Here is a 24,532-nt window from a genome sequence, read left to right on the forward strand (position 1 = left end):
TTCTTTGGTTACTTTCTTTGGCGAGACAAAGAAAGTGACTCGCCCGCCGGGGCGAATTCCCGGCTCCGGACTCAACACAACAGCAACGTTCGAAATCAAACGAACGAGTGCCCCCACCCCAACCCTCCCCCGGAGGGGCAGGGAGCAAGACAGCCGCACTCATTCCTCATCCTCCACATGCCTGCTGCTAAGCGACCGCCACCACAGCACCGGAATGATCAGCGTGAACACGAACACCTCCTTGAAGGCACTCGCCCAGAAGGATGAGAAGGCCTCGAGCTGCCCGACGATCAGCGCGCCCACCAACGCCAGCGGGTAGCTCGCCAGCCCGCCGACGATCGCCGCAACGAAGCCCTTCAGCCCGATCAGGAAGCCGGTGTCGTAGTAGATGGTGGTGATCGGCGCGATCAGCAGCCCGGAGACCGCGCCGATCGCCGCCGCCAGCGCGAAGCTCAGGTCACCCGAGAGCCCCGTGGGAATGCCCATCAGCCGCGCGCCGACACGATTGATCGCGGTCGCGCGCAGCGCCTTGCCCACGATGGAGCGCTCGAAGAACAGGAACATCAGGACCACCAGCGCAGCCGTGACCGCCACCACCACCAGCGACTGGCCGGTGACCGCAACGCCGCCCAGGTCCAGCCGCATCTCGGAAAAGGCCGGCGTGCGCGAGCCCTCGGCACCGAAGAAGAGCAGCCCCAGCCCGACCAGCACGCCATGCAGCGCCACCGACACGATCAGCAGCGTGAGCACGGTCGCATCGGCCAGCGGCCGATAGGCCAGCCGGTACAGCAGCGGACCCAGCGGCACGATCACGGCGAGTGCGGTGAGCGTCTGCGTCGCCAGCGACTCGGGGCGCAGGAGCAGCACCAGCGCGCAGGCCGCGAGCGGCAGCGCCACGCACCAGGCGAGCGTCGACACCCAGTCCACCACCGCGCCGCGCTTCCAGCGCCACAGCTCCACCGCCAGCGCGGCGACGGCCAGCGCCAGCAGCAACCACAGCGTGGCCGGCACCCGGCCGGCCTGCAGCGCCACCACCGACAGCGCGCTGAAAGCGACGAATTCGCCCTGCGGAATGAAGATCACGCGCGTGACCGAAAACACCAGCACCAGCGCCAGGGCCATGAGCCCATAGATCGCGCCGTTCACGATGCCGTCCTGCCCCAGGATCAGGGCGATTTGCAAATCCATGCATCCACTCCGACGCAGAGCGCCAAGGCTCCAATTGACTGATTGCTCCAAAACGCGGGCCCCCTTCGGGAAACACCGCGGAACCGGCTTTGCCGGGCCGCTGGTGTTGCCCCCGGTAGGGGGTGGGCGGCTACACGAAGTGAGCCAACCTGGGGGAGAGCTTAGTCCGCCGGCTGGTACTTCCAGGCGCCGTTCTCGATCTTGACCATCACGCGCGCGCGCTGGTCCAGGCCCAGGTGGTCGGTCGGCGACATGGTGAAGATGCCATGCGCGCCGGGGACGTTCTTCACCTCTTCCAGCGCATCGCGCAGCGAGGCGCGGAAGGCCGGCGTGCCGGGCTGCGCCTTCTTGAGCGCGACGGGAATGGCGGCGCTCATGATCAGGCCGGCATCCCAGGCATGGCCGCCGAAGGTGGACACGCTGCCCTTGCCATAGGCCGCCTCGTAGGCGTTGACGTAGGCCAGCGCGGACTTCTTGAGCGGATGCGAATCGGGCAGCTGCGACGCCACCAGCATCGGGCCGGAGGGCAGCAGCGTACCCTCGACGTCCTTGCCGCCCACGCGCAGGAAGTCGGTATTGGCGACGCCGTGGGTCTGGTAGATCTTGCCGGCGTAGCCGCGCTCCTTGAGCGTCTTCTGCGGCAGCGCGGCCGGGGTGCCGGAGCCGGCGATCAGCACCGCGTCGGGCTTGGCGGAGATGAGCTTGAGCGTCTGGCCGGTGACCGAGGTGTCGCTGCGGGCATAGCGCTCGTTGGCCACGACCTTGAGCTTCTTCAGGTCGGCGGCCTTGGTGAATTCCTGGAACCAGCCTTCGCCGTAGGCATCGGAGAAGCCGATGAAGCCGACCGTCTTCACGCCGTTGGCAGCCATGTGCTCGGCGATCGCGAGCGACATCATGATGTCGTTCTGCGGTGTCTTGAAGACCCACTTGCGCTTGGCGTCCATGGGCTCGACGATGCGCGACGAGGCCGCCATCGAGATCATCGGCACCTTCTCCTCGGCCACCACGTCGATCATGGCCAGCGAGTTGGGCGTGACGGTCGAGCCGAGCACGATGTCGACCTTGTTCTCGCTGATCAGCTTGCGCGTGTTCGACACCGCAGCCGTGGTGTCGGAGGCATCGTCGAGCACGATGTAGTTGATCTTCTGCCCGCCGATGGTCTTGGGCATGAGCGCGATGGTGTTCTTCTCGGGAATGCCGAGGGAGGCGGCCGGCCCGGTCGCCGAAAGGGTGACGCCGACATTGATGTCGGCGTGCGCGACGAAGGCCATGGCGCACAGCAGTGCCACGCCGAGGCGGGTGAAGGAATTCATGAAGCAGTCTCCGGTGAGTTGAGAAATCGCCCGCGTTCAGCGTTCGTCGAAGGACAGCCGCACACGCTCGGTCAGGGGGTGTGCCTGGCAGGTGAGGATAAAGCCGCCCGCAACCTCATTCTTGTCGAGCGCGAAGTTACGCTCCATCCGCACTTCCCCTTCCAGGAGCTTGGCGCGGCAGGTGCCGCAAACGCCCGAGGTGCAGGAGTACGGCACCTCCAGCCCGGCGGAGGACGCCGCGTCCAGGATGCTGGGCTGGCCCAGGGAGTACGGGATCTCGCGCGCGATCCCGTCGCGCACGATGGTGATGCGCGCCGTCTCGGCATCGCCCGGCTGCGGCGCGTGCACCACGGCGCCCACCGTGCCGGTGGGCGACTGGGCGAGGCCGAAGCGCTCGATGTGGATGCGCTCTTCGGGCACGCCGGCCGCGAGCAGCGCGGCCTCGGCCTCGTCGTTCATCTGGAACGGGCCGCAGATGTAGACGTGGTCGATGCTCCCGGGCGGCACCAGGCCCTGCAGGAACTCGGCGATCTTCTCGCGGTTCATGACGCCGGCGTTGATGGGCACGTCGGTGTGCTCGTCGGAGAACACGAGCTGCACCGACAGGCGCGTCATGTAGCGGTTCTTCAGGTCCTCGATCTCCTCCTTGAACATCGTGGACCGAAGCTGCCGGTTGCCATAGATGAGCGTGAAGCGCGAATGCGGCTCGCGCGCCAGCACCGTCTTCATGATCGAGAGGATGGGCGTGATGCCGCTGCCGCCGGCGATGCCCACGTGGTGGCGTCGCGCCTCGGGCTCGATCGGTACGAAGAAGCGGCCCTGCGGCGCCATCACCTGCAGCGTGTCGCCGGGCTTGAGGCTGCTGTTGATCCAGTTGGAGAACAGGCCCTGCTGCACCTTGCGCACCCCCACGCGCAGCTCGCCGTCGTCGACGCCGGCGCAGATGGAATAGGAGCGGCGCAGGTCCTGGCCGTCGATCTCCTTGCGCAGCGTGAGGTACTGGCCCTGGGTGAAGCCGAACACGCCGCGCAGTTCTTCCGGCACGTCGAAGGAGACGATCACCGCCTCGGCGGTGTCGGGCTCGATGCTGCGCACGCGCAGCGGATGGAAGATGACGCTCATGGCTCAGAGGGGTTTGAAGTGCTCGAAGGGTTCGCGGCAATCGAGGCAGCGGTAGAGCGACTTGCAGGCCGTGGAGCCGAAAGCCGAAAGGCGCTCGGTGTGGGCGCTGCCGCAGTGCGGGCAGGCCACCGGCGCGGCCGGCGGTCGGCGCACCAGGCGGATCGGGACCGCGCCGCCCGGCAAGGCGGCCGCTCCCGGCGGGGCGATGCCGTATTCGCGCAGCTTGCGCTTGCCTTCGGCGCTGATCCAGTCGGTGGTCCAGGCCGGAGCACGGCGCAACGTCACGCGGGCCGGGCCGAGTCCCGCGGCGTCGAGGGCATCGAGCACGCTGCGCTCGATCACCTCGGTGGCGGGGCAGCCGGAATAGGTCGGCGTCAGCACGATTTCCAGCCCCTCCCCCCGCGGCAGGACCTCGCGCACGATGCCCAGGTCGCAGACCGACAGCGCCGGGACCTCGGGGTCGAGGACGGTGCCCAGCACCTCCCAGGCGCGCGCAACGCGCGCCTCGTCCGGGGCCGCGAGGCGCAACGCATCCATCACCACACCCCGCCGGGATAGGCGCGCTGCAGAAACTGCATCTCGGCCAGGATGTAGCCCATGTGCTCGCTGTGCACGCCGCGCTTGCCGGTGCTCAGGAAGGGCGACTCGGCGGGCATGGAGAGCGTGGCCTCCTCGAGCACCGAACCCATCTCGGCGAACCAGGCCTCGCGCAGCTCGGACCAGGCCGGCCCCAGGCCGCTGGCGCGCGCCGCTTCGTCGATGGCATCCGACGCGAAGAGCTCGGGCACGTAGCGCCACAGCTGGGCCAGTGCGGCCTCCATGCGCGCACGCGATTCGTCGGTGCCGTCGCCCAGGCGCACCACCCAGTCGGCCGCATGCTGCTGGTGGTAGCGCGCTTCCTTGATGGCCTTTGCCGCGATGGCGGCCACCTCGGCATCGCTCGAAGATTCGAGCCTTTCCCACAGCAGCTTGAGCAAGGTCGCGACCATCGCGTTGCGCAGCACGCTGAAGGCGAAGTCGCCGCGCGGCAGCTCGACCAGCGTGGCGTTGAAGTAGTCGCGCTCGTCGCGCAGGAAGGCGAGCTGGTCTTCGTCGTGCGCGCGGCCCTCGATCTGGCCCGCGCGGGTCAGAAGCGCGCGTGCCTGGCCGACTAGGTCCAGCGCCATGTTGGTCATGGCGATGTCCTCCTCCAGGACCGGCGCGTGGCCGCACCATTCGCCCAGGCGCTGCGCCAGGATCAGGCAAGTGTCGCCGATGCGCAGCAGGTACTGCACGGCGGGGCTGCGGTCGAGTTCGATGGATGCTTGCATGGCGTCACGTCACATGTGGTCGACCGACTTCGGCAAGGCGTAGAAGGTCGGGTGACGGTAGACCTTGTCTTCCGCCGGGTCGAAGAACATGTCCTTGTCGCCGGGGTCGCTGGCGACGATCTGGTCGGAGCGCACCACCCACACACTCACGCCTTCCTGGCGCCGCGTGTAGACGTCGCGCGCCATCTGGAGCGCCATCTTGGGGTCGGGCGCGTGCAGGCTGCCGCAATGCTTGTGGTCCAGCCCTGCCTTGCTGCGGACGAAGACTTCCCACAGCGGCCACTCTTGTTCAGTCGTCATGCGGCCTCCTTCAGCGGGTTCTGCTTGCGTGCATGAGCCAATGCGGCTTCGCGCACCCAGGCGCCCTCTTCCCAGGCCTTGACGCGCGCGCCGAGCCGCTCGCGGTTGCACGGACCGTCGCCGCCAATCACGCGCCAGAACTCGGCCCAGTCGATCGGGCCGTGGTCGTGCGCCTGGCGCTCCTCGTTCCACTTCAGGTCGGGGTCGGGCAGGGTCACGCCCAGCACCTTGGCCTGCTCGACCGCGGCATCGATGAACTTCTGCCGCAGCTCGTCGTTGGTGAAGCGCTTGATGCCCCAGCGCATCGACTGCGCGCTGTTGGGCGACTGGTCGTCGGGCGGACCGAACATCATGATCGAGGGCCACCACCAGCGGTTCACCGCGTCCTGCACCATGGCCTTCTGGGCCTCGGTGCCGTGCTGCATCATGGTGAGCAGTGCCTCGTAGCCCTGGCGCTGGTGGAAGCTTTCCTCGCGGCAGATGCGGATCATGGCGCGCGCATAGGGCGCGTAGGAGCAGCGGCAGATGGGCACCTGGTTCATGATCGCCGCGCCGTCCACCAGCCAGCCGATGGCGCCCATGTCGGCCCAGGTCAGCGTGGGGTAGTTGAAGATCGAGCTGTACTTGGCCTTGCCGCTGTGCAGCGCGTCGAGCATCTGGTCGCGGCTGGTGCCCAGGGTCTCGGCCGCGGCGTACAGGTAGAGGCCGTGGCCGCCCTCGTCCTGCACCTTGGCCAGCAGGATGGCCTTGCGCTTCAGCGTGGGCGCCCGGCTGATCCAGTTGCCCTCGGGCAGCATGCCGACGATCTCGGAATGGGCATGCTGGCTGATCTGGCGCACCAGCGTCTTGCGGTAGTGCTCGGGCATCCAGTCCTTGGCCTCGATGAAGCCGCCGGCGTCGATGCGCTCGTCGAAGCGCTCCTGCAGGCGCACGTCCTCGGCCGAGCGCACGGCCTTGGGGCCGTCCTTGTCCTTGCCCATGGTGTCCATGGCTTGGGTGTACATGGCGTGTCCTTTCAGCAATTTCTCAGGTCTTGGGGCGCTCGTCGACCACGCGCCGGGCCTTGCCGGTCAGCGTGCGTTCGAGCGTGGCAGGGGGCTGCACCAGCACCGTGGTCGAGATGCCGACCAGGGTCTTGACGCGCTGCTGCACCCACTGGGCGATCTGGTCGCACTCGGCGTCGGGAATGCCGGCGGCGGCCTGCTGCAGCTCGCAGCGCACTTCCACGCTGTCCAGGTGGCCCTCGCGGCTGACCTTGATCAGGTACTGGCCCGAGAGCTTCTCGTGCGCGAGCACGATCTCCTCGATCTGCGTGGGGAAGACATTGACGCCGCGGATGATCAGCATGTCGTCGCTGCGCCCGACGATCTTGCCCATGCGGCGGAAGCTGCGCGAGGTGGGCGGCAAGAGGCGCGTGAGGTCGCGCGTGCGGTAGCGCACGATGGGCAGCGCTTCCTTGGTGAGCGAGGTGAAGACCAGCTCGCCCTCTTCGCCGTCGGGCAGCACCTCGCCGGTCTCTGGGTCGATGATCTCGGGGTAGAAATGGTCTTCCCAGACCACCGGGCCGTCCTTGCTCTCGATGCATTCGCTGGCCACGCCGGGGCCCATCACTTCCGACAGGCCGTAGATGTCGACCGCGTCCATGCCGCCCTTGTGCTCGATCTCGCGCCGCATGGCTTCGGTCCAGGGCTCGGCGCCGAAGATGCCGACCTTGAGCGAGTTCTCGCGCGGATCCAGCCCCTGGCGCTGGAACTCCTCGATGATCACCTGCATGTAGCTGGGCGTGACCATGATGATGTCGGGCTGGAGGTCGCGGATCAGCTGCACCTGCTTCTCGGTCTGGCCGCCGGACATCGGGATGACGGTGCAGCCGGCGCGCTCGGCGCCGTAGTGCGCGCCCAGGCCGCCGGTGAAGAGGCCGTAGCCGTAGGCCACGTGCACGATGTCGCCGGGCCGCCCGCCCGCGGCGCGGATCGAGCGGGCAACGAGGTTCGCCCAGTGCTCGATGTCCTGTAGGGTGTAGCCCACGACGGTCGGCTTGCCGGTGGTGCCCGAGGACGCGTGGATGCGCGCCACCTGCTCGCGCGGCACGGCGAACATGCCGAAGGGATAGTTCTCGCGCAAGTCCTTCTTGACGGTGAAGGGGAACTTCGCGATGTCGCTCAGCTGCTTCAGGTCGCCGGGATGCACGCCGCGTGAGTCGAAGGCCTTGCGGTAGTGGGGCACCTTGTCGTAGGCGCGCTGCAGCGTGGCCTGGAGGCGCTGCAGCTGCAGCGCAGCGATCTCGTCGCGGCTCGCGGTTTCGATGGGCTCGAGATCGCCAGGCGAAGGGCGTCGGACGGGCATGGATGTCTCCTGTAATCCTGAGGCTGGTGCGATTCAGGCCGACGCGACCGGCTTGCCCTTGAGCGTGTAGGAACGCCCCCGGAACACCGCGACCCGCTCGCCGCGCTGGTTCAGCACCTCCGTGTCGTAGACGCCCGTGCGGCCCGTCTTCGAGACCTCGGTGCAGCGCGCAACCAGCCGGTCGCCCTCGCGCGCCGGCACGACGAAGTCGATGCCGAAGCCGGATGCGACGGTCACCTCGTTGTAGGAATTGCAGGCATAGGCGAAGGCCGAGTCGGCCAGGGCCGAGATGAAGCCGCCGTGGCAGATGTCGTGGCCGTTGAGCATGTCCTCGCGCACGGTCATGGTGACGTCGGCGCGGCCGGGCGCGATGGCCTCGATCTCCATGCCGAGGCCGCGCACGGCGCGGTCCCTGGCGAACATGGCATCGCGCACGCGTTCGGCGGTGTGCTGGGCATGGGTGTCGCTCATCGATCGGGGCTTTCTCAACGGTCGTTGAACTGCGGCAGGCGCTTGGCGCGAAAGGCCTCGACGCCTTCGCGGTAGTCGGCAGCGGCGCCGAGCTCGCGCTGCAAGGTGGCCTCGTGCGCCAGCGCTGCGGGCAGGTCCAGCGTCTCTGCATCGGCCAGCGCCTTGCGCGTGGCCACCAGGGCGCGCACGGGCATCGCCGCCAGGCGCTGCGCAAGCGAGTCGACGGTGAGGCTGAGCTCGTCGTCCTCCACGCATTTCCAGATCAGGCCCATCTGGGCTGCGTCGGCCGCCGGCAGCTTGTCGCCCAGCATGGCCAGGCCCAGCGCGCGCGCCTGGCCGACCAGGCGCGGCAGCAGCCAGGTGCCGCCGGTGTCGGGCACCAGGCCGATCTTGGAGAAGGCCTGGATGAAGCTGGCCGAACGGCCGGCAACGACCAGGTCGCAGGCCAGTGCGAGATTGGCACCTGCGCCGGCGGCGACGCCATGCACCTCGGCGATCACCGGCACCGGCATCGAGCGGATGCGCAGCACCAGCGGGGCATAGAGCGACTCGATCACCTGGCCCAGGTCCTTGGGCGCGGCGCCGGGCGTGAAGTCCGGCGCGACCATCGGGTCGGACAGGTCCTGGCCGGCACAGAAGGCGCGCCCCGCGCCGCCCAGCACGACACAGCGCACTGCGGAATCATCCGCGGCCTCGTCGAGCGCGGCCATGAGCGCGGCATGCAGCTGCGAGGTGAAACTGTTGAGCGCCTCCGGCCGATTGAGCTGGAGCATGCGCACGGCGCCCGATTGCGTGCTACGTACCAAGGGTTCGTTCATCGTGGTGCTGCTGGTGGAATTGACGATCGGCCAGAGGATGCGCCCCGAATAATTGACCGACCGTTCGGTTGATTATAGGATTCGCGATCTTGCCCTCGCAAGCTTTAGTCCTCGGTGCTAACCCTGAAGGCTAGCGCGGGCCGCCCATTTTTCCAACCAGTACGGAGCGGAGTTCATGCCCTGCTATGCGCTCGAAGGCGTGGTGCCCGTGGTCGACCCCGGCGCCTACGTGCACCCCACCGCCGTGCTGATCGGCGACGTGATCGTCGGCGCCGGCTGCTACGTCGGACCTTGCGCCAGCCTGCGCGGCGACTTCGGGCGCATCGTGCTCGAGCGCGGCGCCAACGTGCAGGACAACTGCGTGATCCACGGCTTCCCGGACCAGGACACGGTGGTCGAGGAAGACGGCCACATCGGCCACGGCGCGGTGCTGCACAGCTGCGTGGTGAGGCGCGATGCGCTGGTGGGCATGAACGCGGTGGTGATGGACGAGGCCGAGATCGGCGAATCGGCCTTCGTCGCGGCCTGCGCCTTCGTGCCGGCCGGCATGAAGGTGCCGGCGCGCAGCCTGGTGACCGGCGTGCCGGCGCGCGTGCGGCGCCAGCTCGGCGAGGAGGAGATCGCCTGGAAGCAGGAAGGCACGCGCACCTACCAGGACCTCACCCGCCGTTGCCTCGCCAGCCTGGTCGAGGTGCAGCCGCTGGCGGCGGCGGAGGAGAACCGGCCGCGCCTGCAGTCGCCTGACGTGCGCCCGCTGATCGCCACGCGGCGCGGCTGAGCCCGCCTCTCTCTCCTGGCGCTTCAACGCAGCTTGCGCGCGCCGGCCAGCGCGCGCTCGCCCTTCGCCGCCAGTGCCGACGGCAGCTCCACGGCCCGCACGCCGCCGAAGAACAGGTCGGCGACGATCTCGCCGATCGCCTCGTGGTCGAGCTCGCGGCCGGGCTTCATCCAGGTGAACATCCAGTTGATCATGCCGAAGAGCAGCATCGCCATCGGCTTGCCGAGCTTGCTCGCCGGATCGTCGCCGCGCACCTCGGCGATGGTGCGCGCGAAGGCGGCGACCACGCGCCGCTCGACGCCGAGGATGCGCTGCTGATCCTCCTCGCGCAGGAAGCGCACGTCCTCGGTCAGCACGCGCTGGGCGTTCTGCGCCATCGCGTATTCGGCCACGAAGCTGCGGATCAGCGCGCCGAGGCGGGCCTCGGGCGTGTCGTGTTCGCGCAGCACTTCGTCCACCACCGCTTCGAGGCGCTGCACGTGCTCCTCGGCGATGCGCACGGCGAGGTCGTGCTTGTCGCGCACGTAGTGGTAGAGGGTGGCCTTGGAGACGCCGCAAGCCGCGGCCACCTCGTTCATCGACGTGCCCGCATAGCCGCGCTGCGCGAACAGCTGCGCCGCGTTCGAAAGAATCATTTCTCGCTGGCCGTCGTAGCCAGCCGGGTCACGCACGCGAGCCATCCGGCAGCGCCCTTTCAGTCGATGTTGTGCCGGCGCCGATGATGGCACGCCGCTAGAGCGCGCAGGTCCGGAAACCGAAGAACCCGTCGTCCCGATCCGGCCAGGCGAAACCGCGGCGCTTGGGCGATCGCAGGCGCGCGCGGGTGGCGGTGGAAGCGCCGCGCAGCACGCGCGCCGCGCCGAAGGCGGGCTGCGGATCGAACTCGGTGCCGGCGCTCCACGGGTCGGCACGGAAGTCGGGCCAGGGCTGCAGGGTGCCTGCGGTCCACTCGTGCACGTCGGCCCAACGGAAGCCGCGCCGCGCGGCGGTGTGGGCGGCGATCTCCCATTCGATTTCGGTCGCGAGCCGGCGCCCGGCCCAGCGCGCCCACGCATCGGCTTCCCACCAGCTCACATGCACCGCGCTCTGATTGCCGGCCGCGCGCATGGGGCGGCCGAATCGCTGCTGCAGCACCGAGCCGCCGCTGCCGCGCCGCGCCGCGCCGATCTGCTCCACATGGCGCGGACCGCGGCGCCCTTCGGTCTGGCCGGCGAGCCAGGCCAGCCCGCCCGGCAGCCACAGCTCTTCGCGGTCGTAGCCGCCGTCGTCGACGAACTCCACGTACTGGCTCCAGGTGACGGGCTGGGCATCGATCTCGAACTCCGGCACCTCCAGCGTGCGCTGGCCGCGCTCTTGCGCGAAGGCGAAGCCGGGCTCGTCGAGCCCGAGCGTCCAGGCGGTGGCCGGCACCAGCAGCGGGCCGTGTTCCACCGGCGCGGGACGGGCCTCGATGCCCAGCGGCAGGCCGAGGGTCTGCGCCATCACGACAAGCTGCTCGCCGCGCAGGTCTTCATGGAACAGGGCGAGGCGGTAGAAGTAGAGGCCGGCATCGGTCTCGACCGCATGCTCGAGCAGTTCGAGCGTGCTCTCGAGCGTCTCGAGCAGATAGGCCTTGGTCAGCGAGAGATCCGGCAGCTCCGGCGACCAGCGCGCCTTGGCATCGATCTGCGCCGGGTTCCACCAGGCATCGGCCTGCGGCTCGATGGCAGCCAGCCGCGTCGGCCGCACCGGGCAGTCGGGGCCGAATGCGCGCTGCGTGTTGCGCGCGATCCACCATTCGGAGAACCAGCCGATGTGGCCGGCGAGCCAGAGCGGCGGATCGATGCCTTGCTGCCGCGGCACCGCCAGTGTCTCGGAGCCCAACGCCTGCTCGTAGAGCGACAGCAGGTGCAGCGTGTGGTTGCGCGCGTCGATCAGGGCCAGCGAGAGCAGCTCGCGGCCGGCGCGCCGCATCTCGGGCGAATCGATGGCATGGGGAGGCGGGCCGGAGCTGCCGAAGGGCGTGCGGGACGGCGGACTCGAAGGCATGAGTTCATTATGGCCACCGCCCTTGCACCTCGCGGGAGGACTTCCCCGGGTAAACCCGCCAAGTGCGCCGGACGGGCGCTCTGCGGCGGCGAGTTAACATTCCGGGCTTTGCGCCGACCCTACCCGACTGGCGCCGAAACCACCCCACAGAGACATACCTTGTCCGCATTCCTCAAGTTCGCGCTGGCCATGGACTGGATCAGCGCCCGGCTCGGCAAGCTGGCGGCATGGGCCGTGCTCGCCGCCGCATTGATCTCCGCAGGCAACGCCTTCGTACGCTACGGCCTCGACGTCAGCTCCAACGCCTGGCTCGAGATCCAGTGGTACCTGTTCGCGGCGACCGTGATGCTCGGCGCGCCGCTGGTGCTCAAGCTCAACGAGCATGTGCGCGTCGACATCATCTACGGCAAGCTCAAGGGCAACGGCCCGGTCTACGTCGATCTCTTCGGGCTGCTCTTCTTCCTGCTGCCGGTGATGGGCCTGCTGTTCTGGCTCACCCTCCCCTTCTTCCTCGGCATGCTGAGGAGCGGCGAAATGTCCGGAAACATTGGTGGCCTGATCCGCTGGCCGGCGGCGCTGATGATGCCGCTGGGCTTCGGGGCCGTGTTCCTGCAGGGCGTGGCCGAGGTCATCAAGCGCATCGCCTACCTGCGCGGCCTGATCGAGATGGACACGCACTACGAGAAGCCGGTGCAGTAAGCACCACCCCGACGCACCGCTTCCCAGGACAAGAAAATGCAGATGGAAAATTTCGCCCCGATCATGTTTGCGGGGCTGGTGCTGATCATGCTGATCGGCTTTCCGGTGGCGTTCTCGCTGTCGGCGCTCGGCCTCCTCAGCGGCTTCATCGCGATCGAGATGGGCTGGTTCCCGCCGGGCTTCATGGCCAACCTGCCGCTCAACGTGTTCGGCATCCTGTCCAACGAGACGCTTCTGGCCATTCCCTTCTTCACGCTGATGGGCGCGGTGCTCGAGAAGTGCGGCCTGGCCGAGGACATGCTCGACTCCATGGGCCAGCTCTTCGGCCCGACCCGCGGCGGCCTGGGCTACTCGGTGATCATCGTGGGCTTCATTCTCGGCGCCATTACCGGCACGGTGGCCGGCCAGGTGATCGCGATGGCGATGATCTCGCTGCCGGTGATGATGCGCTACGGCTACAACATGCGCTATTCCGCCGGCGTGCTGGCGGCCTCGGGCACCATCACGCAGCTGGTGCCGCCCTCGCTGGTGCTGATCGTGATGGCCGACCAGCTCGGCACCGACGTCGGCCAGATGTACAAGGGCGCCTGGGGTCCTTCGATCCTGCAGGTGCTGATCTTCGCGATCTACACCTTCCTGGTCTCGCGCATCCGGCCCAGCTACGTGCCGGGCGTGCCGCCCTCGGCGCGAACGCTGCATGGCTGGACGCTGTGGGCCAAGTGCCTGCGCGGCATCATTCCCTCGGCCATCCTGATCTTCGCGGTGCTGGGCTCGATGGGCGGTTTGCCCTTCATGGACCACGCGATCGCCACGCCGACCGAGGCCGGCGCGATGGGTGCCGTGGGCGCGCTGGTCCTGGCCGCCATCCACCGGCGGCTGAACTGGCCGATGCTGAAGGAAGCGATGAACGGCACCATGCGCCTCACCGCGATGGTGGTCTTCATCCTGATCGGCTCGCGCGTGTTCTCGCTGGTGTTCCAGGGGGTGGACGGCGGCAAGTGGATCGAGCACCTGCTCTCGGGCCTGCCAGGCGGGCAGATCGGCTTCCTGATCGCGGTGAACATCTTCGTCTTCTTCCTGGCCTTCTTCCTCGACTTCTTCGAGATCGCCTTCATCATCTTGCCGATGCTGGGCCCGGTGGCGGCCAAGCTGGGCATCGACATGGTGTGGTTCGGCGTGCTGCTGTGCGTGAACATGCAGACCTCGTTCATGCACCCGCCCTTCGGCTTCGCGCTGTTCTACCTGCGCGGTATCGCCGACACGCTGTTCAAGAACGGCGCGCTGCCGCGCAAGATCGAATCGCGCGACATCTATCTCGGCGCCATTCCGTGGGTCGGATTGCAGCTGCTGCTGGTGGGCATCGTGATCTTCTTCCCGCAGACCGTGACCGTGTTCCTCGACAAGAAGGTCGAGGTCGACGTCGACAAGATCCAGCTGGAGATGCCGACGGACCTGCAGGGTCCCGGCAGCAGCGGCATCAACATGGACGACCCGTTCGGCAACAGGAAGTCCGGCGAGCCTGATGCGCTGCCGATGCCCGAGCCCGAACCAGCGGCGCCCGCCCCCGCGCCCGGGCCCGGGCCCGACAGCAAGCAGTGAGCGCCGCCGAGGCCGACACCGGCGGGCCGCTCGAAAGCCCCGCCTATCCGCCGCTGGTGCGAATCCTGGCCGTGGTGCTGGTCGTCGACCTGCTCGCCTTCGGCCTGTGGAGCCTGCCCGCGCTGCGCAGCGCAGAGTGGTCGACGCCGAGCCTGCTGCTGTTCGGCGGGGCCGCGCTCTGCATCGTGTGGGTGGGCTACTGGATCGTCTACAGCCGCACCCGGCTGGAAGGCGATGTGCTGACGCAGACCTGGATCTGGAACCGGCGAGCGGACGCGGCCAAGGTCACGCAGCTCAAGCTGGTGCATTGGCGTTGGCTCGACCGCATCGTCGCGCCGCGCCTGCTGGTGCGGCAAGGCCCGGCGGTCACCTGGTTCCACTCCGCCGATGCGCGGCTGCTGACGGGGTTTGCCCAACGCGTGGCCGAGCGCATGGGGCATAAAAAAACCCCGCTGTAGGCAGCGGAGTTTCTTGTTGGCAACGGTCCGGATCAGAGCTTCTGCTGCTGCATGAAGCGATCGAAGGTGCCTTCGGTGAAGCGGAACCACGCATTCTGGTCGGCCAGGAACTTGGCCCAGTCGCCGTAGATCTTCTTCCACTCCGGGTTGGTGTTGTTCAGATCCGAGTAGATCTGCTGGGCGGACTTGAAGGCGGCGTTCATCACGTCCTGCGTGAAGGGCTTGAGGACGGTACCCGAGCCGACCAGCTGCTTGAGCGCCACGGGGTTGCGCGCGTCGTACTTCGCGGTCATCGTGATGTTGGCCTGCGCGGCTGCCGCTTCGACGATGGCCTTGTACTCGGCCGACAGGCCTTCCCATGCCTTGGTGTTGATGTAGAAGTCCAGCTGCGGGCCGCCTTCCCACCAGCCGGGGTAGTAGTAGAACTTCGCGACCTTGTTGAAGCCCAGCTTCTGGTCGTCGTAAGGACCGACCCATTCGAGCGCATCGAGCGTGCCCTTCTCGAGCGCGGGGTACAGGTCGGCGCCGGGAATGGACTGCGGGATCATGCCGAAGGGCTCGAGCACCCTGCCCGCAAAGGGGTTGGTGCGGAACTTCAGGCCCTTCAAATCGGCGACCGACTTGATCTCCTTGCGGAACCAGCCGCCCATCTGCGCGCCCGTATTGCCGCCGGGCAGGTTGAAGATGTTGTACTTGGCATAGAAGGCGCGCATCAGCTTGAGGCCGTTGCCTTCGTACATCCAGGCGTTCATCTGGCGCGTGTTCATGCCGAAGGGCACCGCGCAGCCGAGGCAGAAGGTCGGGTCCTTGCCGTAGAAGTAGTAGGGCGCGGTGTGCGCCATCTCGACCGAGGCGTTCTGCACGCCGTCCACCACGCCGAAGGCCGGCATCAGCTCGCCGCCCGCATGCACCGAGATCTGGAACTTGCCGCCCGTCGCGTCGCTCACCTGCTTGGCGAACACCTCGGCCGTTCCATAGATTGTGTCCAGCGACTTGGGAAAGCTCGAGGCCAGGCGCCAGCGCACTGCCGCCTGGGCGTGGACTGCGGGCGCGATGCCGGCAGCGAGGACGCCGGCGATGCCTGCGTTTTTGATGAGGGAACGACGATCCATTTGAGGTTGACTCCGAGTGCTTGGAAAAAACAAGAACGCGGCTCGTGGCCGCGTTGCCGACTCTGTTGTCGAGGCAGCAAGATTGTAAAAAATGCTTACATGGCGCCGGGGCGGGTTTTCCCTGCGGGCTTGCTCGCGCCGAAGCGCTCGCGTATCGATTGCTCGATGCCGGCCGCATCGAGCCCGATGCTCGCCAGCAGCCTGGCCGGATCGCCGTGCTCGATGAAGCGGTCGGGCAGGCCCAGCTGCAGCACGGGCCGCTGCACATCGGCCGCCTGCAGCGCCTCCATGACGGCACTGCCCGCGCCACCCATGACGGCGCCTTCCTCGAGGGTCACGATGCACTCGTGCGTGGTCGCGGTCTTCAGCAGCAGCTCGACGTCGAGCGGCTTGACCCAGCGCATGTTGAGCACCGTGGCATCGAGCGCCTCGGCGGCCTTGAGCGCCGGGTACAGCAAGGTGCCGAAGACCACGATCGCGATGCGCTGTCCCGAACGGCGCAGCTCGCCCTTGCCGAAGGGAAGCGGCTCGAGCCCGGGCGGGGTCGCAACGCCGGCGCCGGCGCCGCGTGGATAGCGCACCGCCACCGGATGGTCCTGCGCGAAGGCGCTGGAGAGCAGCTGCCGGCACTCGGCCTCGTCCGCTGGGCAGGCCAGGCTCATGTTGGGGATGCAGCGGATGAAGGCGATGTCGTAGGCGCCCGCATGAGTCGCGCCGTCGGCACCCACCAGGCCCGCGCGGTCGAGCGCGAACACGACCGGCAGGTTCTGGATTGCCACGTCGTGGATCATCTGGTCGTAGGCGCGCTGCAGGAAGGTCGAGTAGATCGCGACCACCGGCTTGAGCCCCTCGCAGGCCAGGCCCGCGGCGAAGGTGACGGCGTGCTGTTCGGCGATGCCGACGTCGTAGTACCGCTCGGGGAAGCGCTGCTCGAACTCCACCAGCCCGGAGCCCTCGCGCATCGCGGGCGTGATGCCGACCAGCCGGCTGTCCTGTGCCGCCATGTCGCACAGCCAGTGGCCGAAGACCTGCGTGAAGGTCTGCTTGGGCGCGGTGGCAGGCTTGACCAGGCCGATGGCCGGATCGAACTTGGTGGGCCCGTGATAAGCCACCGGGTCGGCCTCGGCCAGCTTGTAGCCCTGGCCCTTCTTCGTGACCACGTGCAGGAACTGCGGGCCCGGCAGGTGCTTGAGGTTCTCGAGCGTGGGCACCAGGGAATCGAGGTCGTGCCCGTCGATCGGCCCCACGTAGTTGAAGCCGAACTGCTCGAAGAGCGTGGCCGGAACCACCATGCCCTTGGCATGCTGCTCCAGGCGCTTGGCCAGCTCGAACAGCGGCGGCGCGGCGCGCAGCACGCTCTTGCCCACGTTCTTGGCCGCGGCGTAGAAGTTGCCGCTCATCAACTGCGCGAGATAGCGGTTGAGCGCGCCCACGGGCGGGCTGATCGACATGTCGTTGTCGTTCAGGATCACCAGCAGCTTGCAGTCGTACACGCCCGCGTTGTTGAGCGCTTCGAAGGCCATGCCGGCGGTCATCGCGCCGTCGCCGATGATCGCGACCGCGTGCCGGTCCTCGCCCTTCTGCTTGGCCGCCAGCGCCATGCCGAGCGCGGCCGAGATGCTGGTGGAGGAGTGCGCGGTGCCGAAGGTGTCGTACTCGCTTTCGCTGCGCTGCGGGAAGCCGGAGATGCCCCCGATCTGGCGCAGGCTGGGCATGCGCTCGCGCCGGCCGGTAAGGATCTTGTGGGGATAGGTCTGGTGGCCCACGTCCCACACCAGCCGGTCGTGCGGCGTGTTGAACACGTGGTGCAGCGCCACCGTGAGCTCGACCGTGCCGAGGTTGGAGCTCAGGTGCCCGCCGGTGCGCGAGACGTTGTCGAGCACGCAACTGCGCACCTCGTCGGCCAGCTGCTTGAGCTGGGCGCGGTCGAAATGGCGCAGGGCGGAGGGGTCGTGGAGAGTGGGGAGCAGCGGGGCCATGGGGGTTTGTAGTTCTCTAACGATCGCGGTCCACGACCATGTAGGCCAATGCGCGCAGGGCGCCGGTATCGGCCAGCCCACTGCGGTCGAGCGCCTGCAGCGCGTCGACCAGCAGCGCGCGCGCCTGCGCACGCGCGCCGTCGAGGCCGAGCAACGAGACATAGGTGGGCTTGTCGCTCGCCGCGTCCTTGCCCGCGGTCTTGCCCAGGGTCTGCGAGTCGGCCGTGACGTCGAGGATGTCGTCCACGACCTGGAAGGCCAGGCCGATTGCGGCGCCGTAGGCGCGCAGCGCATCGAGCCCCGGGGCGTCGATGGTGCCGCAGGCGGCGCCCATCTCGACGCTGCCCTGCAGCAGGGCGCCGGTCTTCAGGCGATGCATCTCGCGCAGTTGGACCTCGTCGAGCGCGAGGCCGACGCTGGCCAGGTCGATCGCCTGGCCGCCGGCCATGCCCTGGCTGCCGGCCGCGCGTGCCAGCAGGCGGCACAGCCGAGCCTGCACCACGGGCGCGACGCCTTCGTCCTCGGGCGTAAGCAGCTCGAAGGCCAGCGCCTGCAGGGCATCGCCGGCCAGCAGCGCGTCGGCCTCGCCGAACTTCACGTGCACGGTGGGCTTGCCGCGGCGCAGCACGTCGTTGTCCATGCATGGCAGGTCATCGTGGACCAGCGAATAGGCATGGATCAGCTCGGCCGCGCAAGCGGCGCGAAGCGCGGCCTCGGCCTGGCCGCCCACCGACTCGCTGGCGGCGAAGACCAGCAAGGGCCGCAGCCGCTTTCCACCGTCGAGCACCGCATAGCGCATCGCATCGCCCAGCAGCACCGGCGCGTCGACACCCACCCACCGCGACAGCGCGGCCTCGACGCGTGCGAGCAGTGGCTCGCTCCAGGCCGCAAGCCGCTGTGCGTCCCAGCGCAGGGCATCTGCGGCGGCCATCGGAACACCTTCGCCTTGGGGCGGCCGAACGGCGCTCATTCCCCTGCCCAGGCCTTGAGGCCGTTCGCGTCGAGCACCTTGATCTGATCTTCGACTGCCTGCAGCTTGTCGCGGCAGAAGGCCAGCAGCGCTGCGCCCCGCTGGTAGCTGCCGAGCAACTGGTCCAGCGGCAGTTGCCCCGATTCGAGCTCGGCCACCAGCTTTTCGAGTTCCTGAAGCCCGGCTTCGTAGCTCGCGGGCAGCGCGCCGGTGTCGGGAGCGGCGGGTGAAGAAGCTGGTGAGGACGTAGGGGGCACCTTGGGCATGCGGGGATGGGGATGAAACCGGGCATTTTAGGACGGGGGCACCAGGGCACGCCCCGCGGCGGCCTCTGCCCCGCCTGGAAAGCCCTCCGCATGGAGGGCAAAGCAGCAGCACGCATATTTTCCCCGGGGTACAATTTCCTGCTCTCGCGCCGGCGTCCGCCGGCGATTTTTCTTGGGGCCGCCTAAGCTTCAGCGGCACCGCCTTTCGTTCTTTCCTCCCTGTGGGGAGCTTGGTCAGGTCACCCATGTCTGATTTAAGTCTTCAACTGCAGCAGGCTTCAAGCCAACTCCCGGTTTCCGCGTACTTCGACGAGGCGCTCTATGCCCGCGAGCTGCAAACCCTTTTCGCCGGCGGTCCGCGCTACGTCGGCCACCGGCTCGCGGTGCCCGAACCGGGCGACTATCACGCCCTGCCGCAGGAGCAGCAGGGCCGCGCACTGGTGCACACGCCCAAGGGCGTGGAGCTGATTTCCAACGTGTGCCGGCATCGCCAGGCGCTGATCCTGCAGGGCCGGGGCAAGCTCGATCCGCAGGCCGGCGGCGGCAACATCGTGTGCCCGCTGCACCGCTGGACCTACGCCGCCGCCGACCCGCGCACCACCGGCAAGCTGATCGGCGCACCGCATTTCGCGCAGGACCCCTGCCTCGACCTGCACAACTATCCGCTGACCGAGTGGAACGGTCTGCTGTTCGAGCGCAGCCCGCAGGGCGCGGGGCGCGATGTCGCCGCCGACCTGGCCCGACTCGGCCCGCGCGCGGACCTCGACTTCGAGGGCTATGCGCTGGACCGCGTCGAGCTGCACGAGTGCAACTACAACTGGAAGACCTTCATCGAGGTGTACCTCGAGGACTACCACGTCGGTCCCTTCCACCCCGGTCTCGGCAGCTTCGTCACCTGCGAGGACCTGCGCTGGGAATTCGGCCTCCACCACTCGGTGCAGACGGTGGGCGTCGCCAACCGCCTGGGCCGCGCCGGCAGCCCGGTCTACCAGAAGTGGCAGGAGCAGCTGCTGAAGTACCGCGAGGGCAAGCCGCCCAAGTACGGCGCGATCTGGCTCACCTACTACCCGCACGTGATGATCGAGTGGTACCCGCACGTGCTCACCGTCTCGACGCTGCACCCGATGGGGCCGCAGAAGACGCTCAACATGGTGGAGTTCTTCTACCCCGAGGAGATCGTCGCCTTCGAGCGCGAGTTCGTCGAGGCGCAGCAGGCCGCCTACATGGAAACCTGCGTGGAAGACGACGAGATCGCCGAGCGCATGGACGCCGGCCGCCGCGCGCTGATGCTGCGCGGCGTCGACGAGAGCGGCCCCTACCAGAGCCCGATGGAAGACGGGATGCAGCAGTTCCACGAGTGGTATCGCCGCGAGATGGCTGCCTAGAGCCGGAGGGATGCAAGCCCTCTGGATGGTGCTCGCCGCACTGATCTTCGCCACCATGGGCGTGTGCGTGAAGATCGCCTCGGCCTGGTTCACGAGCGCAGAGCTGGTGCTCTACCGCGGCCTGATCGGCATGCTGTTCCTGTGGGCGCTGGCGCGCCAGCGCGGCGTCACGCTGGCTACGCCCTACCCTGGCATGCACGCCTGGCGCAGCCTGATCGGCGTGTTCTCGATGGGCGCCTGGTTCTATGCCATCGCCCACCTGCCGCTGGCGACCGCCATGACGCTCAACTACATGAGCAGCGTGTGGATCGCGGCCTTCCTGGTCGGCGGGGCCCTGCTCGCCTGGGTGCCGGTGCCCGGCCGCGACGGACGCGTGGCGCGGCCGCCGCTGCAGGGCCCGCTGGTGCTGACCGTGCTGGCGGGCTTCGGCGGCGTGGTGCTGATGCTCAAGCCCAGCGTCGGCGAAAGCCAGGGCTTCGCGGGGCTGGTGGGCCTTTTGTCGGGCCTGACTGCCGCCTTCGCCTACATGCAGGTCGTTGCCCTCTCGCGCGTGGGCGAGCCCGAGTCGCGCACGGTCTTTTATTTCGCGGTCGGCTCGGCCGTGGCGGGCGGCCTCGTCACGCTTCTGGGCAGCTTCACGCCCTGGGCGCAATGGACCTGGGCGCACGCGGCGTGGCTGCTGCCGGTCGGCGTGCTCGCGGCCCTGGGCCAACTTTGCATGACGCGCGCCTATGCCAGCGCCAAGACCCAAAGCGGTACGCTCGTCGTGGCCAACCTGCAATATTCCGGCATTGTCTTTGCGGCAATCTACAGTGTGCTTCTGTTCGGTGACCGCATCGACGCGGCCGGCTGGGCCGGCATGGTGCTGATCGTCGGCAGCGGCATTGCGGCCACCGTGCTGCGCGAGCGCTCGCTGCCCAAGGCGCCCGCCGAAGAACATTGAGCAAGGAAGGACTGCCATGTACCAGACCCTGATCTCCGTCGACCAGCTCATGGACCTGCAGCGCAGCGGGGCCCCGCAGATGGTGTTCGACTGCAGCTTCGACCTGATGAAGCCCGAGGCCGGCCTCGCGCAGTACCGCGCGGCCCACATCCCCGGAGCGATCTACGTCAACCTCGACACCGACCTGAGCGCCAGGCATGGCGTGCCGGGCGCGAACGGCGAAGTCGTCGTGGCGCAGGCCGACGAGGGCCCGCCCGCATCGGGCGGCCGGCATCCGCTGCCCAGCCGCGAGAAGTTCGCGGCCTGGCTCTCCAGCATCGGGTTTGCGAACAACATGCAGGCCGTGGTCTACGACCGCAACGGCGCCAACTACTGCGGCCGGCTCTGGTGGATGCTGAAGTGGATGGGCCACGACGCCGTGGCCGTGCTCGACGGCGGCCTCCAGGCGTGGCAGGCGGCGGGCGGCGCGATCAGCCAAGGCGAAGAGCCTGCTCGATTCCAGTCGAACTTCGTCGCCGGCGAACCGCTCGTGACCTTGGTCGACACACGCACCGTTGCCGCGCGGCTGGAGAAAGCTGACCAGACGCTGATCGATGCCCGCGCCGCCGCCCGCTATCGCGGCGAGGTGGAACCTCTGGACCCGATCGCCGGTCACATCCCCGGGGCCCTGAACCGGCCCTTCACCGAAAACCTCGGCCCCGAGGGCAAGTTCAAGCCGGCCGCGCAGCTGCGCGCCGAGTTCGAAGCGCTGCTGCAGGGCCGGGACCCCGCCACGGTTGTCCACCACTGCGGCAGCGGCGTGAGCGCCGTGCCGAACGTGCTCGCGATGCAGATTGCCGGGCTCGGACCGACCGCGCTCTATGCCGGCAGCTGGAGCGAATGGAGCAACACGCCGGGACTGCCGACCCGGCAAGGTGCGGACGCATGAATCTTCAACGCCTTCTCTGGACCTTCGCGTTCACGGGCCTGGTCGCGGCAGCCCCATTGGCCGCGACGGCACAGGCACGCGCGCATGTGCACGGCCAGCTCAAGCTCGACATCGCGATCGAGGGGCCGACCGTGGTGATCGAGATGGAATCGCCACTCGAGAACTTCGTCGGCTACGAGCATGCGCCCAAGACCGAGGCCGAGAAGAAGATGGCCGACGACGCCGTTGCGCAGCTGCGCGCGGCCGATCAGCTGTTCAAGATCGACCCCGCCGCCAACTGCAAGCTCGGGCCGGTCACGCTGCGTTCCGCGGCGTTGGGCCTGGGCAAGGCCGAGACCGGCGCGGGTGAAGGCCATGCGGATCTCGATGGGACTTTCGCGTTCAACTGCACCAAGGCCACGGAGGCGAAGTTCATCGAGCTGGCGTTGGTCAATGCTTTCAAGGGCGTGCGCCAGGTCGACGTCCAGATCGTCTCGCCGGATGGTCAGTTCAAGCGCACGCTCAAGCGCCCCGCGACGCGCCTGACGTGGGGCGGCAAGTGACGGCTCGGTGAGCGCTGTACTTTCCGTCGAAGCGCTGCGCTTTGCCTGGCCCGGCGCCTCCGTCCCCTGCATCGACATCGAGCGACTCGACATCGAGGCCGGCGAGGCCGTGTTCCTCCATGGGCCCAGCGGCTGCGGCAAAAGCACGCTGCTGTCGCTGCTGGCCGGCGTGCTGGTGGCCGACGCGGGCCGCGCCACCCTGCTCGGCCAGGACTGGGCCGCGCTCTCGGGCGCCGCGCGCGACCGCCAGCGCGTTGCGCACGTGGGCTACATCTTCCAGCAGTTCAACCTGCTGCCCTACCTGAGCGTGCTCGACAACGTGCTGTTGCCCTGCCGCTTCTCGGCGCGCCGCCGCGAGCAGGCCGGGCGCGAAGGCGGCCCCCGCGCGCAGGCCGCGCAACTGCTCCAAGCCATGGGCTTGCCGCAAGCCTTGTGGAAACGCCAGGCGATGCAGCTGTCGGTCGGCCAGCAGCAGCGCGTGGCCGCGGCCCGCGCGCTCATCGGGCACCCCGAGGTCGTGATCGCCGACGAGCCCACCTCGGCATTGGACGAGGACCGCCGCGAGGCCTTCCTCGACGTGCTCGTCGAGGCCTGCCGCGCGAACCGCAGCGCGCTGGTGTTCGTGAGCCATGACCAGCGCATCGCGGCGCGCTTCGGCCGGCATCTGCTCCTGCCCGAGATCAACCGCGCGGTGGAGCTTGCGCAGGCATGAGGACGCTCATCACGATCGCCTGGAAGAGCGCCTGGAACCGCCGCTTCACGCTGGCGCTCACGGTGCTGTCGATCGCGCTGTCCACCTTTCTGCTGCTGGGCGTCGAGCGCATCCGCACCGAGCTGCGCGACAACTTCTCCGCGTCCGTCTCGGGCACGGACCTGATCGTGGGCGCGCGCACCGGTTCCTCGCAACTCCTGCTGTATTCGGTGTTCCGCATCGGCGCCGCCACCAACAACATGCAGTGGCAGAGCGTGCAGGCGCTGGCAGCGCACCCGGGCGTGGACTGGGTGGTGCCGCTGTCGCTGGGCGACTCGCACCGCGGCTTCGCGGTGCTCGCGACCTCGCCGGAGTACTTCCAGCATTTCCGCTACGGCAACCGCCAGCCGCTGCGGCTGCGCGAGGGCAAGCCCTTCGCCGAACTCTTCGACACGGTGATCGGCGCCGAGGTAGCGGATCGGCTGGGCTACCACGTGGGCCAGCGCATCACCCTGGCACACGGCAGCGGCGAGCTCAACGCGGCCGAGCACGCGGACAAGCCCTTCGTCGTGACGGGCGTGCTCGCGCGCACGGGCACGCCGGTCGATCGCACGGTCCACATCGGCCTGGAGGCGATGGAGGCCCTGCACCTCGAATGGCGCGGCGGCGCGCCGCTGCCGGGCGTGCGCATCCCGGCCGAGCAGGTGCGCAAGTTCGATCTCAAGCCCAAGACCGTGACCGCCGCACTCGTCGGGCTCAAGAACCGGGCCGCGGTGTTCTCGGTGCAACGCTGGGTTTCGACCTACCAGCCCGAGGCGCTGATGGCCATCCTGCCCGGCGTGGCACTGGACGAGCTGTGGAGCGTGATCGGCGTCGGCGAGAACGCGCTGCTTCTGATGGCCGCGTTGGTCGCGCTGGTCAGCCTGGCAGGGCTGGTGTCGGTGGTGATGGCCGGGTTGAACGAGCGGCGCCGCGAGCTCGCGGTGCTGCGCGCGGTGGGCGCCAGCCTGCGCCATGTGCTGGCATTGCTGGCCCTCGAAGGCGCGATCGTCACGATGCTGGGCGTGGTGCTCGGCCTCGTCGCGGCGGCGCTGGGCATTGCCCTGCTTTCGCCATGGCTGCAGGCCCAGTTCGGGCTGGCACTCTCGCTGTCCGAACCTACACTCAACGAATGGACCCTGCTCGCCGGCCTGCTGGCGGCGGGCTGGCTGGCCAGCCTGCTGCCGGGCGTGCGCGCCTACCGTCTCTCGCTCGCCGACGGCCTCTCCCCAAGGACCTGAACATGA

26 protein-coding genes are annotated in these 24,532 nt (G+C 68.4%); 10 read left to right on the plus strand and 16 right to left on the minus strand.

Translation table 11 applies throughout. From position 1 onward, the window contains the following. Window positions 1–159: 159 nt before the first annotated feature. From ACMGEZ_RS18360 to ACMGEZ_RS18405, 10 genes are all read right to left on the minus strand, one after another. On the minus strand, window positions 160–1,188 hold the full coding sequence (locus ACMGEZ_RS18360) for a branched-chain amino acid ABC transporter permease (RefSeq protein ID WP_436823713.1): 1,029 nt from the start codon (window positions 1,186–1,188) through the stop codon (window positions 160–162). Between the two features lie 161 nt (window positions 1,189–1,349). Next, window positions 1,350–2,501, minus strand: coding sequence for an ABC transporter substrate-binding protein (locus ACMGEZ_RS18365; RefSeq protein ID WP_436823714.1), 1,152 nt, complete (start codon window positions 2,499–2,501; stop codon window positions 1,350–1,352). Window positions 2,502–2,537: 36 nt separating this feature from the next. Continuing rightward, window positions 2,538–3,623 carry a 1,2-phenylacetyl-CoA epoxidase subunit PaaE gene (gene paaE, locus ACMGEZ_RS18370; RefSeq protein ID WP_436823715.1) on the minus strand — a complete coding sequence of 362 codons (1,086 nt, stop codon included), beginning with the start codon at window positions 3,621–3,623 and terminating at the stop codon, window positions 2,538–2,540. 3 nt (window positions 3,624–3,626) lie between these two features. Then, window positions 3,627–4,160 carry a 1,2-phenylacetyl-CoA epoxidase subunit PaaD gene (gene paaD, locus ACMGEZ_RS18375; RefSeq protein WP_436823716.1) on the minus strand — a complete coding sequence of 178 codons (534 nt, stop codon included), beginning with the start codon at window positions 4,158–4,160 and terminating at the stop codon, window positions 3,627–3,629. Then, window positions 4,160–4,933 carry a 1,2-phenylacetyl-CoA epoxidase subunit PaaC gene (paaC, locus tag ACMGEZ_RS18380; RefSeq protein ID WP_436823717.1) on the minus strand — a complete coding sequence of 258 codons (774 nt, stop codon included), beginning with the start codon at window positions 4,931–4,933 and terminating at the stop codon, window positions 4,160–4,162. The genes paaD and paaC overlap by 1 nt, the downstream gene beginning before the upstream one ends. A gap of 9 nt (window positions 4,934–4,942) precedes the next feature. Next, the gene (paaB, locus tag ACMGEZ_RS18385; RefSeq protein WP_436823881.1) at window positions 4,943–5,308 is read right to left on the minus strand and encodes a 1,2-phenylacetyl-CoA epoxidase subunit PaaB; all 366 of its coding nucleotides are present in this window, start codon (window positions 5,306–5,308) and stop codon (window positions 4,943–4,945) included. Continuing rightward, window positions 5,230–6,237 carry a 1,2-phenylacetyl-CoA epoxidase subunit PaaA gene (paaA, locus tag ACMGEZ_RS18390; protein WP_436823718.1) on the minus strand — a complete coding sequence of 336 codons (1,008 nt, stop codon included), beginning with the start codon at window positions 6,235–6,237 and terminating at the stop codon, window positions 5,230–5,232. The genes paaB and paaA overlap by 79 nt, the downstream gene beginning before the upstream one ends. 22 nt (window positions 6,238–6,259) lie before the next feature. Continuing rightward, a complete protein-coding gene (gene paaK / locus ACMGEZ_RS18395) occupies window positions 6,260–7,579 on the minus strand; it encodes a phenylacetate--CoA ligase PaaK (RefSeq protein WP_436823719.1) in 1,320 nt (439 codons plus the stop codon). A gap of 33 nt (window positions 7,580–7,612) precedes the next feature. After that, complete coding sequence (gene paaI / locus ACMGEZ_RS18400) at window positions 7,613–8,050, minus strand: hydroxyphenylacetyl-CoA thioesterase PaaI (protein ID WP_436823720.1); 438 nt, start codon at window positions 8,048–8,050, stop codon at window positions 7,613–7,615. 14 nt (window positions 8,051–8,064) lie between these two features. Next, window positions 8,065–8,868 carry an enoyl-CoA hydratase-related protein gene (locus ACMGEZ_RS18405; RefSeq protein WP_436823721.1) on the minus strand — a complete coding sequence of 268 codons (804 nt, stop codon included), beginning with the start codon at window positions 8,866–8,868 and terminating at the stop codon, window positions 8,065–8,067. A gap of 175 nt (window positions 8,869–9,043) precedes the next feature. Here ACMGEZ_RS18405 and paaY point away from each other — a divergent pair, with 175 nt between their 5' ends. Next, window positions 9,044–9,646, plus strand: a complete 603-nt coding sequence (paaY, locus tag ACMGEZ_RS18410) for a phenylacetic acid degradation protein PaaY (RefSeq protein WP_436823722.1) — start codon at window positions 9,044–9,046, stop codon at window positions 9,644–9,646. A 23-nt stretch (window positions 9,647–9,669) separates the two neighbouring features. On the opposite strand, the gene ACMGEZ_RS18415 is transcribed toward paaY, so the two are convergent. Both ACMGEZ_RS18415 and ACMGEZ_RS18420 read right to left on the minus strand, forming a co-directional pair. Then, window positions 9,670–10,326: a TetR/AcrR family transcriptional regulator gene (locus ACMGEZ_RS18415; RefSeq protein WP_436823723.1), complete on the minus strand. Its 657-nt coding sequence runs from the start codon at window positions 10,324–10,326 to the stop codon at window positions 9,670–9,672. Between the two features lie 52 nt (window positions 10,327–10,378). Next, complete coding sequence (locus ACMGEZ_RS18420) at window positions 10,379–11,674, minus strand: SUMF1/EgtB/PvdO family nonheme iron enzyme (protein ID WP_436823724.1); 1,296 nt, start codon at window positions 11,672–11,674, stop codon at window positions 10,379–10,381. A gap of 159 nt (window positions 11,675–11,833) precedes the next feature. Between ACMGEZ_RS18420 and ACMGEZ_RS18425 the strand changes: the two genes are divergently transcribed. From ACMGEZ_RS18425 to ACMGEZ_RS18435, 3 genes are read left to right on the plus strand one after another with little or no spacing between them, the layout of a single operon-like run. Next, window positions 11,834–12,373: a TRAP transporter small permease subunit gene (locus ACMGEZ_RS18425; RefSeq protein WP_436823725.1), complete on the plus strand. Its 540-nt coding sequence runs from the start codon at window positions 11,834–11,836 to the stop codon at window positions 12,371–12,373. Window positions 12,374–12,409: 36 nt separating this feature from the next. After that, window positions 12,410–13,972: a TRAP transporter large permease gene (locus tag ACMGEZ_RS18430; RefSeq protein ID WP_436823726.1), complete on the plus strand. Its 1,563-nt coding sequence runs from the start codon at window positions 12,410–12,412 to the stop codon at window positions 13,970–13,972. Further along, entirely contained in the window at window positions 13,969–14,430 is a 462-nt protein-coding gene (locus tag ACMGEZ_RS18435) for a hypothetical protein (protein ID WP_436823727.1), read from the plus strand. Before ACMGEZ_RS18430 ends, ACMGEZ_RS18435 begins: the two co-directional genes overlap by 4 nt. Window positions 14,431–14,462: 32 nt before the next feature. Here the strand turns inward: ACMGEZ_RS18435 and ACMGEZ_RS18440 are convergent, their stop codons facing one another. From ACMGEZ_RS18440 to xseB, 4 genes are all read right to left on the minus strand, one after another. Next, on the minus strand, window positions 14,463–15,542 hold the full coding sequence (locus ACMGEZ_RS18440; RefSeq protein ID WP_436823728.1) for a TRAP transporter substrate-binding protein: 1,080 nt from the start codon (window positions 15,540–15,542) through the stop codon (window positions 14,463–14,465). A 95-nt stretch (window positions 15,543–15,637) separates the two neighbouring features. Continuing rightward, window positions 15,638–17,521 (minus strand): 1-deoxy-D-xylulose-5-phosphate synthase, encoded by a 1,884-nt coding sequence (dxs, locus tag ACMGEZ_RS18445; protein ID WP_436823729.1) that lies wholly within the window; start codon window positions 17,519–17,521, stop codon window positions 15,638–15,640. A gap of 16 nt (window positions 17,522–17,537) precedes the next feature. Then, the gene (locus ACMGEZ_RS18450; protein WP_436823730.1) at window positions 17,538–18,452 is read right to left on the minus strand and encodes a polyprenyl synthetase family protein; all 915 of its coding nucleotides are present in this window, start codon (window positions 18,450–18,452) and stop codon (window positions 17,538–17,540) included. Window positions 18,453–18,487: 35 nt separating this feature from the next. Further along, window positions 18,488–18,757: an exodeoxyribonuclease VII small subunit gene (xseB, locus tag ACMGEZ_RS18455; RefSeq protein ID WP_436823731.1), complete on the minus strand. Its 270-nt coding sequence runs from the start codon at window positions 18,755–18,757 to the stop codon at window positions 18,488–18,490. Window positions 18,758–19,002: 245 nt separating this feature from the next. Here xseB and ACMGEZ_RS18460 point away from each other — a divergent pair, with 245 nt between their 5' ends. From ACMGEZ_RS18460 to ACMGEZ_RS18485, 6 genes are read left to right on the plus strand one after another with little or no spacing between them, the layout of a single operon-like run. Next, window positions 19,003–20,142 (plus strand): aromatic ring-hydroxylating oxygenase subunit alpha, encoded by a 1,140-nt coding sequence (locus ACMGEZ_RS18460; RefSeq protein WP_436823732.1) that lies wholly within the window; start codon window positions 19,003–19,005, stop codon window positions 20,140–20,142. 10 nt (window positions 20,143–20,152) lie between these two features. Beyond that, window positions 20,153–21,085 (plus strand): DMT family transporter, encoded by a 933-nt coding sequence (locus ACMGEZ_RS18465; protein WP_436823733.1) that lies wholly within the window; start codon window positions 20,153–20,155, stop codon window positions 21,083–21,085. A 16-nt stretch (window positions 21,086–21,101) separates the two neighbouring features. Next, window positions 21,102–22,013, plus strand: coding sequence for a sulfurtransferase (locus ACMGEZ_RS18470; RefSeq protein WP_436823734.1), 912 nt, complete (start codon window positions 21,102–21,104; stop codon window positions 22,011–22,013). Further along, window positions 22,010–22,555 carry a DUF2796 domain-containing protein gene (locus ACMGEZ_RS18475; RefSeq protein WP_436823735.1) on the plus strand — a complete coding sequence of 182 codons (546 nt, stop codon included), beginning with the start codon at window positions 22,010–22,012 and terminating at the stop codon, window positions 22,553–22,555. The genes ACMGEZ_RS18470 and ACMGEZ_RS18475 overlap by 4 nt, the downstream gene beginning before the upstream one ends. Window positions 22,556–22,562: 7 nt before the next feature. Beyond that, window positions 22,563–23,267, plus strand: coding sequence for an ABC transporter ATP-binding protein (locus tag ACMGEZ_RS18480; RefSeq protein WP_436823736.1), 705 nt, complete (start codon window positions 22,563–22,565; stop codon window positions 23,265–23,267). Then, a complete protein-coding gene (locus ACMGEZ_RS18485) occupies window positions 23,264–24,526 on the plus strand; it encodes an ABC transporter permease (protein ID WP_436823737.1) in 1,263 nt (420 codons plus the stop codon). The genes ACMGEZ_RS18480 and ACMGEZ_RS18485 overlap by 4 nt, the downstream gene beginning before the upstream one ends. Window positions 24,527–24,532 lie beyond the last annotated feature (6 nt).

The organism is Variovorax stachyos (assembly GCF_051400855.1).
Taxonomy (GTDB): domain Bacteria; phylum Pseudomonadota; class Gammaproteobacteria; order Burkholderiales; family Burkholderiaceae_C; genus Variovorax.

What these genes read in the sequence shown, in the direction of transcription:
- ACMGEZ_RS18440 (WP_436823728.1), bottom strand. Translation starts at nt 15,542, where the DNA reads ATGGATCGTCGTTCCCTCATCAAAAACGCAGGCATCGCCGGCGTCCTC.
- ACMGEZ_RS18420 (WP_436823724.1), bottom strand. Translation starts at nt 11,674, where the DNA reads ATGCCTTCGAGTCCGCCGTCCCGCACGCCCTTCGGCAGCTCCGGCCCG.
- paaE (WP_436823715.1), bottom strand. Translation starts at nt 3,623, where the DNA reads ATGAGCGTCATCTTCCATCCGCTGCGCGTGCGCAGCATCGAGCCCGAC.
- paaD (WP_436823716.1), bottom strand. Translation starts at nt 4,160, where the DNA reads ATGGATGCGTTGCGCCTCGCGGCCCCGGACGAGGCGCGCGTTGCGCGC.
- ACMGEZ_RS18460 (WP_436823732.1), top strand. Translation starts at nt 19,003, where the DNA reads ATGTCTGATTTAAGTCTTCAACTGCAGCAGGCTTCAAGCCAACTCCCG.
- paaC (WP_436823717.1), bottom strand. Translation starts at nt 4,933, where the DNA reads ATGCAAGCATCCATCGAACTCGACCGCAGCCCCGCCGTGCAGTACCTG.
- paaI (WP_436823720.1), bottom strand. Translation starts at nt 8,050, where the DNA reads ATGAGCGACACCCATGCCCAGCACACCGCCGAACGCGTGCGCGATGCC.
- paaK (WP_436823719.1), bottom strand. Translation starts at nt 7,579, where the DNA reads ATGCCCGTCCGACGCCCTTCGCCTGGCGATCTCGAGCCCATCGAAACC.
- paaA (WP_436823718.1), bottom strand. Translation starts at nt 6,237, where the DNA reads ATGTACACCCAAGCCATGGACACCATGGGCAAGGACAAGGACGGCCCC.
- ACMGEZ_RS18430 (WP_436823726.1), top strand. Translation starts at nt 12,410, where the DNA reads ATGCAGATGGAAAATTTCGCCCCGATCATGTTTGCGGGGCTGGTGCTG.
- ACMGEZ_RS18485 (WP_436823737.1), top strand. Translation starts at nt 23,264, where the DNA reads ATGAGGACGCTCATCACGATCGCCTGGAAGAGCGCCTGGAACCGCCGC.
- ACMGEZ_RS18475 (WP_436823735.1), top strand. Translation starts at nt 22,010, where the DNA reads ATGAATCTTCAACGCCTTCTCTGGACCTTCGCGTTCACGGGCCTGGTC.
- dxs (WP_436823729.1), bottom strand. Translation starts at nt 17,521, where the DNA reads ATGGCCCCGCTGCTCCCCACTCTCCACGACCCCTCCGCCCTGCGCCAT.
- xseB (WP_436823731.1), bottom strand. Translation starts at nt 18,757, where the DNA reads ATGCCCAAGGTGCCCCCTACGTCCTCACCAGCTTCTTCACCCGCCGCT.
- paaY (WP_436823722.1), top strand. Translation starts at nt 9,044, where the DNA reads ATGCCCTGCTATGCGCTCGAAGGCGTGGTGCCCGTGGTCGACCCCGGC.
- ACMGEZ_RS18405 (WP_436823721.1), bottom strand. Translation starts at nt 8,868, where the DNA reads ATGAACGAACCCTTGGTACGTAGCACGCAATCGGGCGCCGTGCGCATG.
- ACMGEZ_RS18360 (WP_436823713.1), bottom strand. Translation starts at nt 1,188, where the DNA reads ATGGATTTGCAAATCGCCCTGATCCTGGGGCAGGACGGCATCGTGAAC.
- ACMGEZ_RS18465 (WP_436823733.1), top strand. Translation starts at nt 20,153, where the DNA reads ATGCAAGCCCTCTGGATGGTGCTCGCCGCACTGATCTTCGCCACCATG.
- ACMGEZ_RS18470 (WP_436823734.1), top strand. Translation starts at nt 21,102, where the DNA reads ATGTACCAGACCCTGATCTCCGTCGACCAGCTCATGGACCTGCAGCGC.
- ACMGEZ_RS18450 (WP_436823730.1), bottom strand. Translation starts at nt 18,452, where the DNA reads ATGGCCGCCGCAGATGCCCTGCGCTGGGACGCACAGCGGCTTGCGGCC.
- ACMGEZ_RS18415 (WP_436823723.1), bottom strand. Translation starts at nt 10,326, where the DNA reads ATGGCTCGCGTGCGTGACCCGGCTGGCTACGACGGCCAGCGAGAAATG.
- ACMGEZ_RS18365 (WP_436823714.1), bottom strand. Translation starts at nt 2,501, where the DNA reads ATGAATTCCTTCACCCGCCTCGGCGTGGCACTGCTGTGCGCCATGGCC.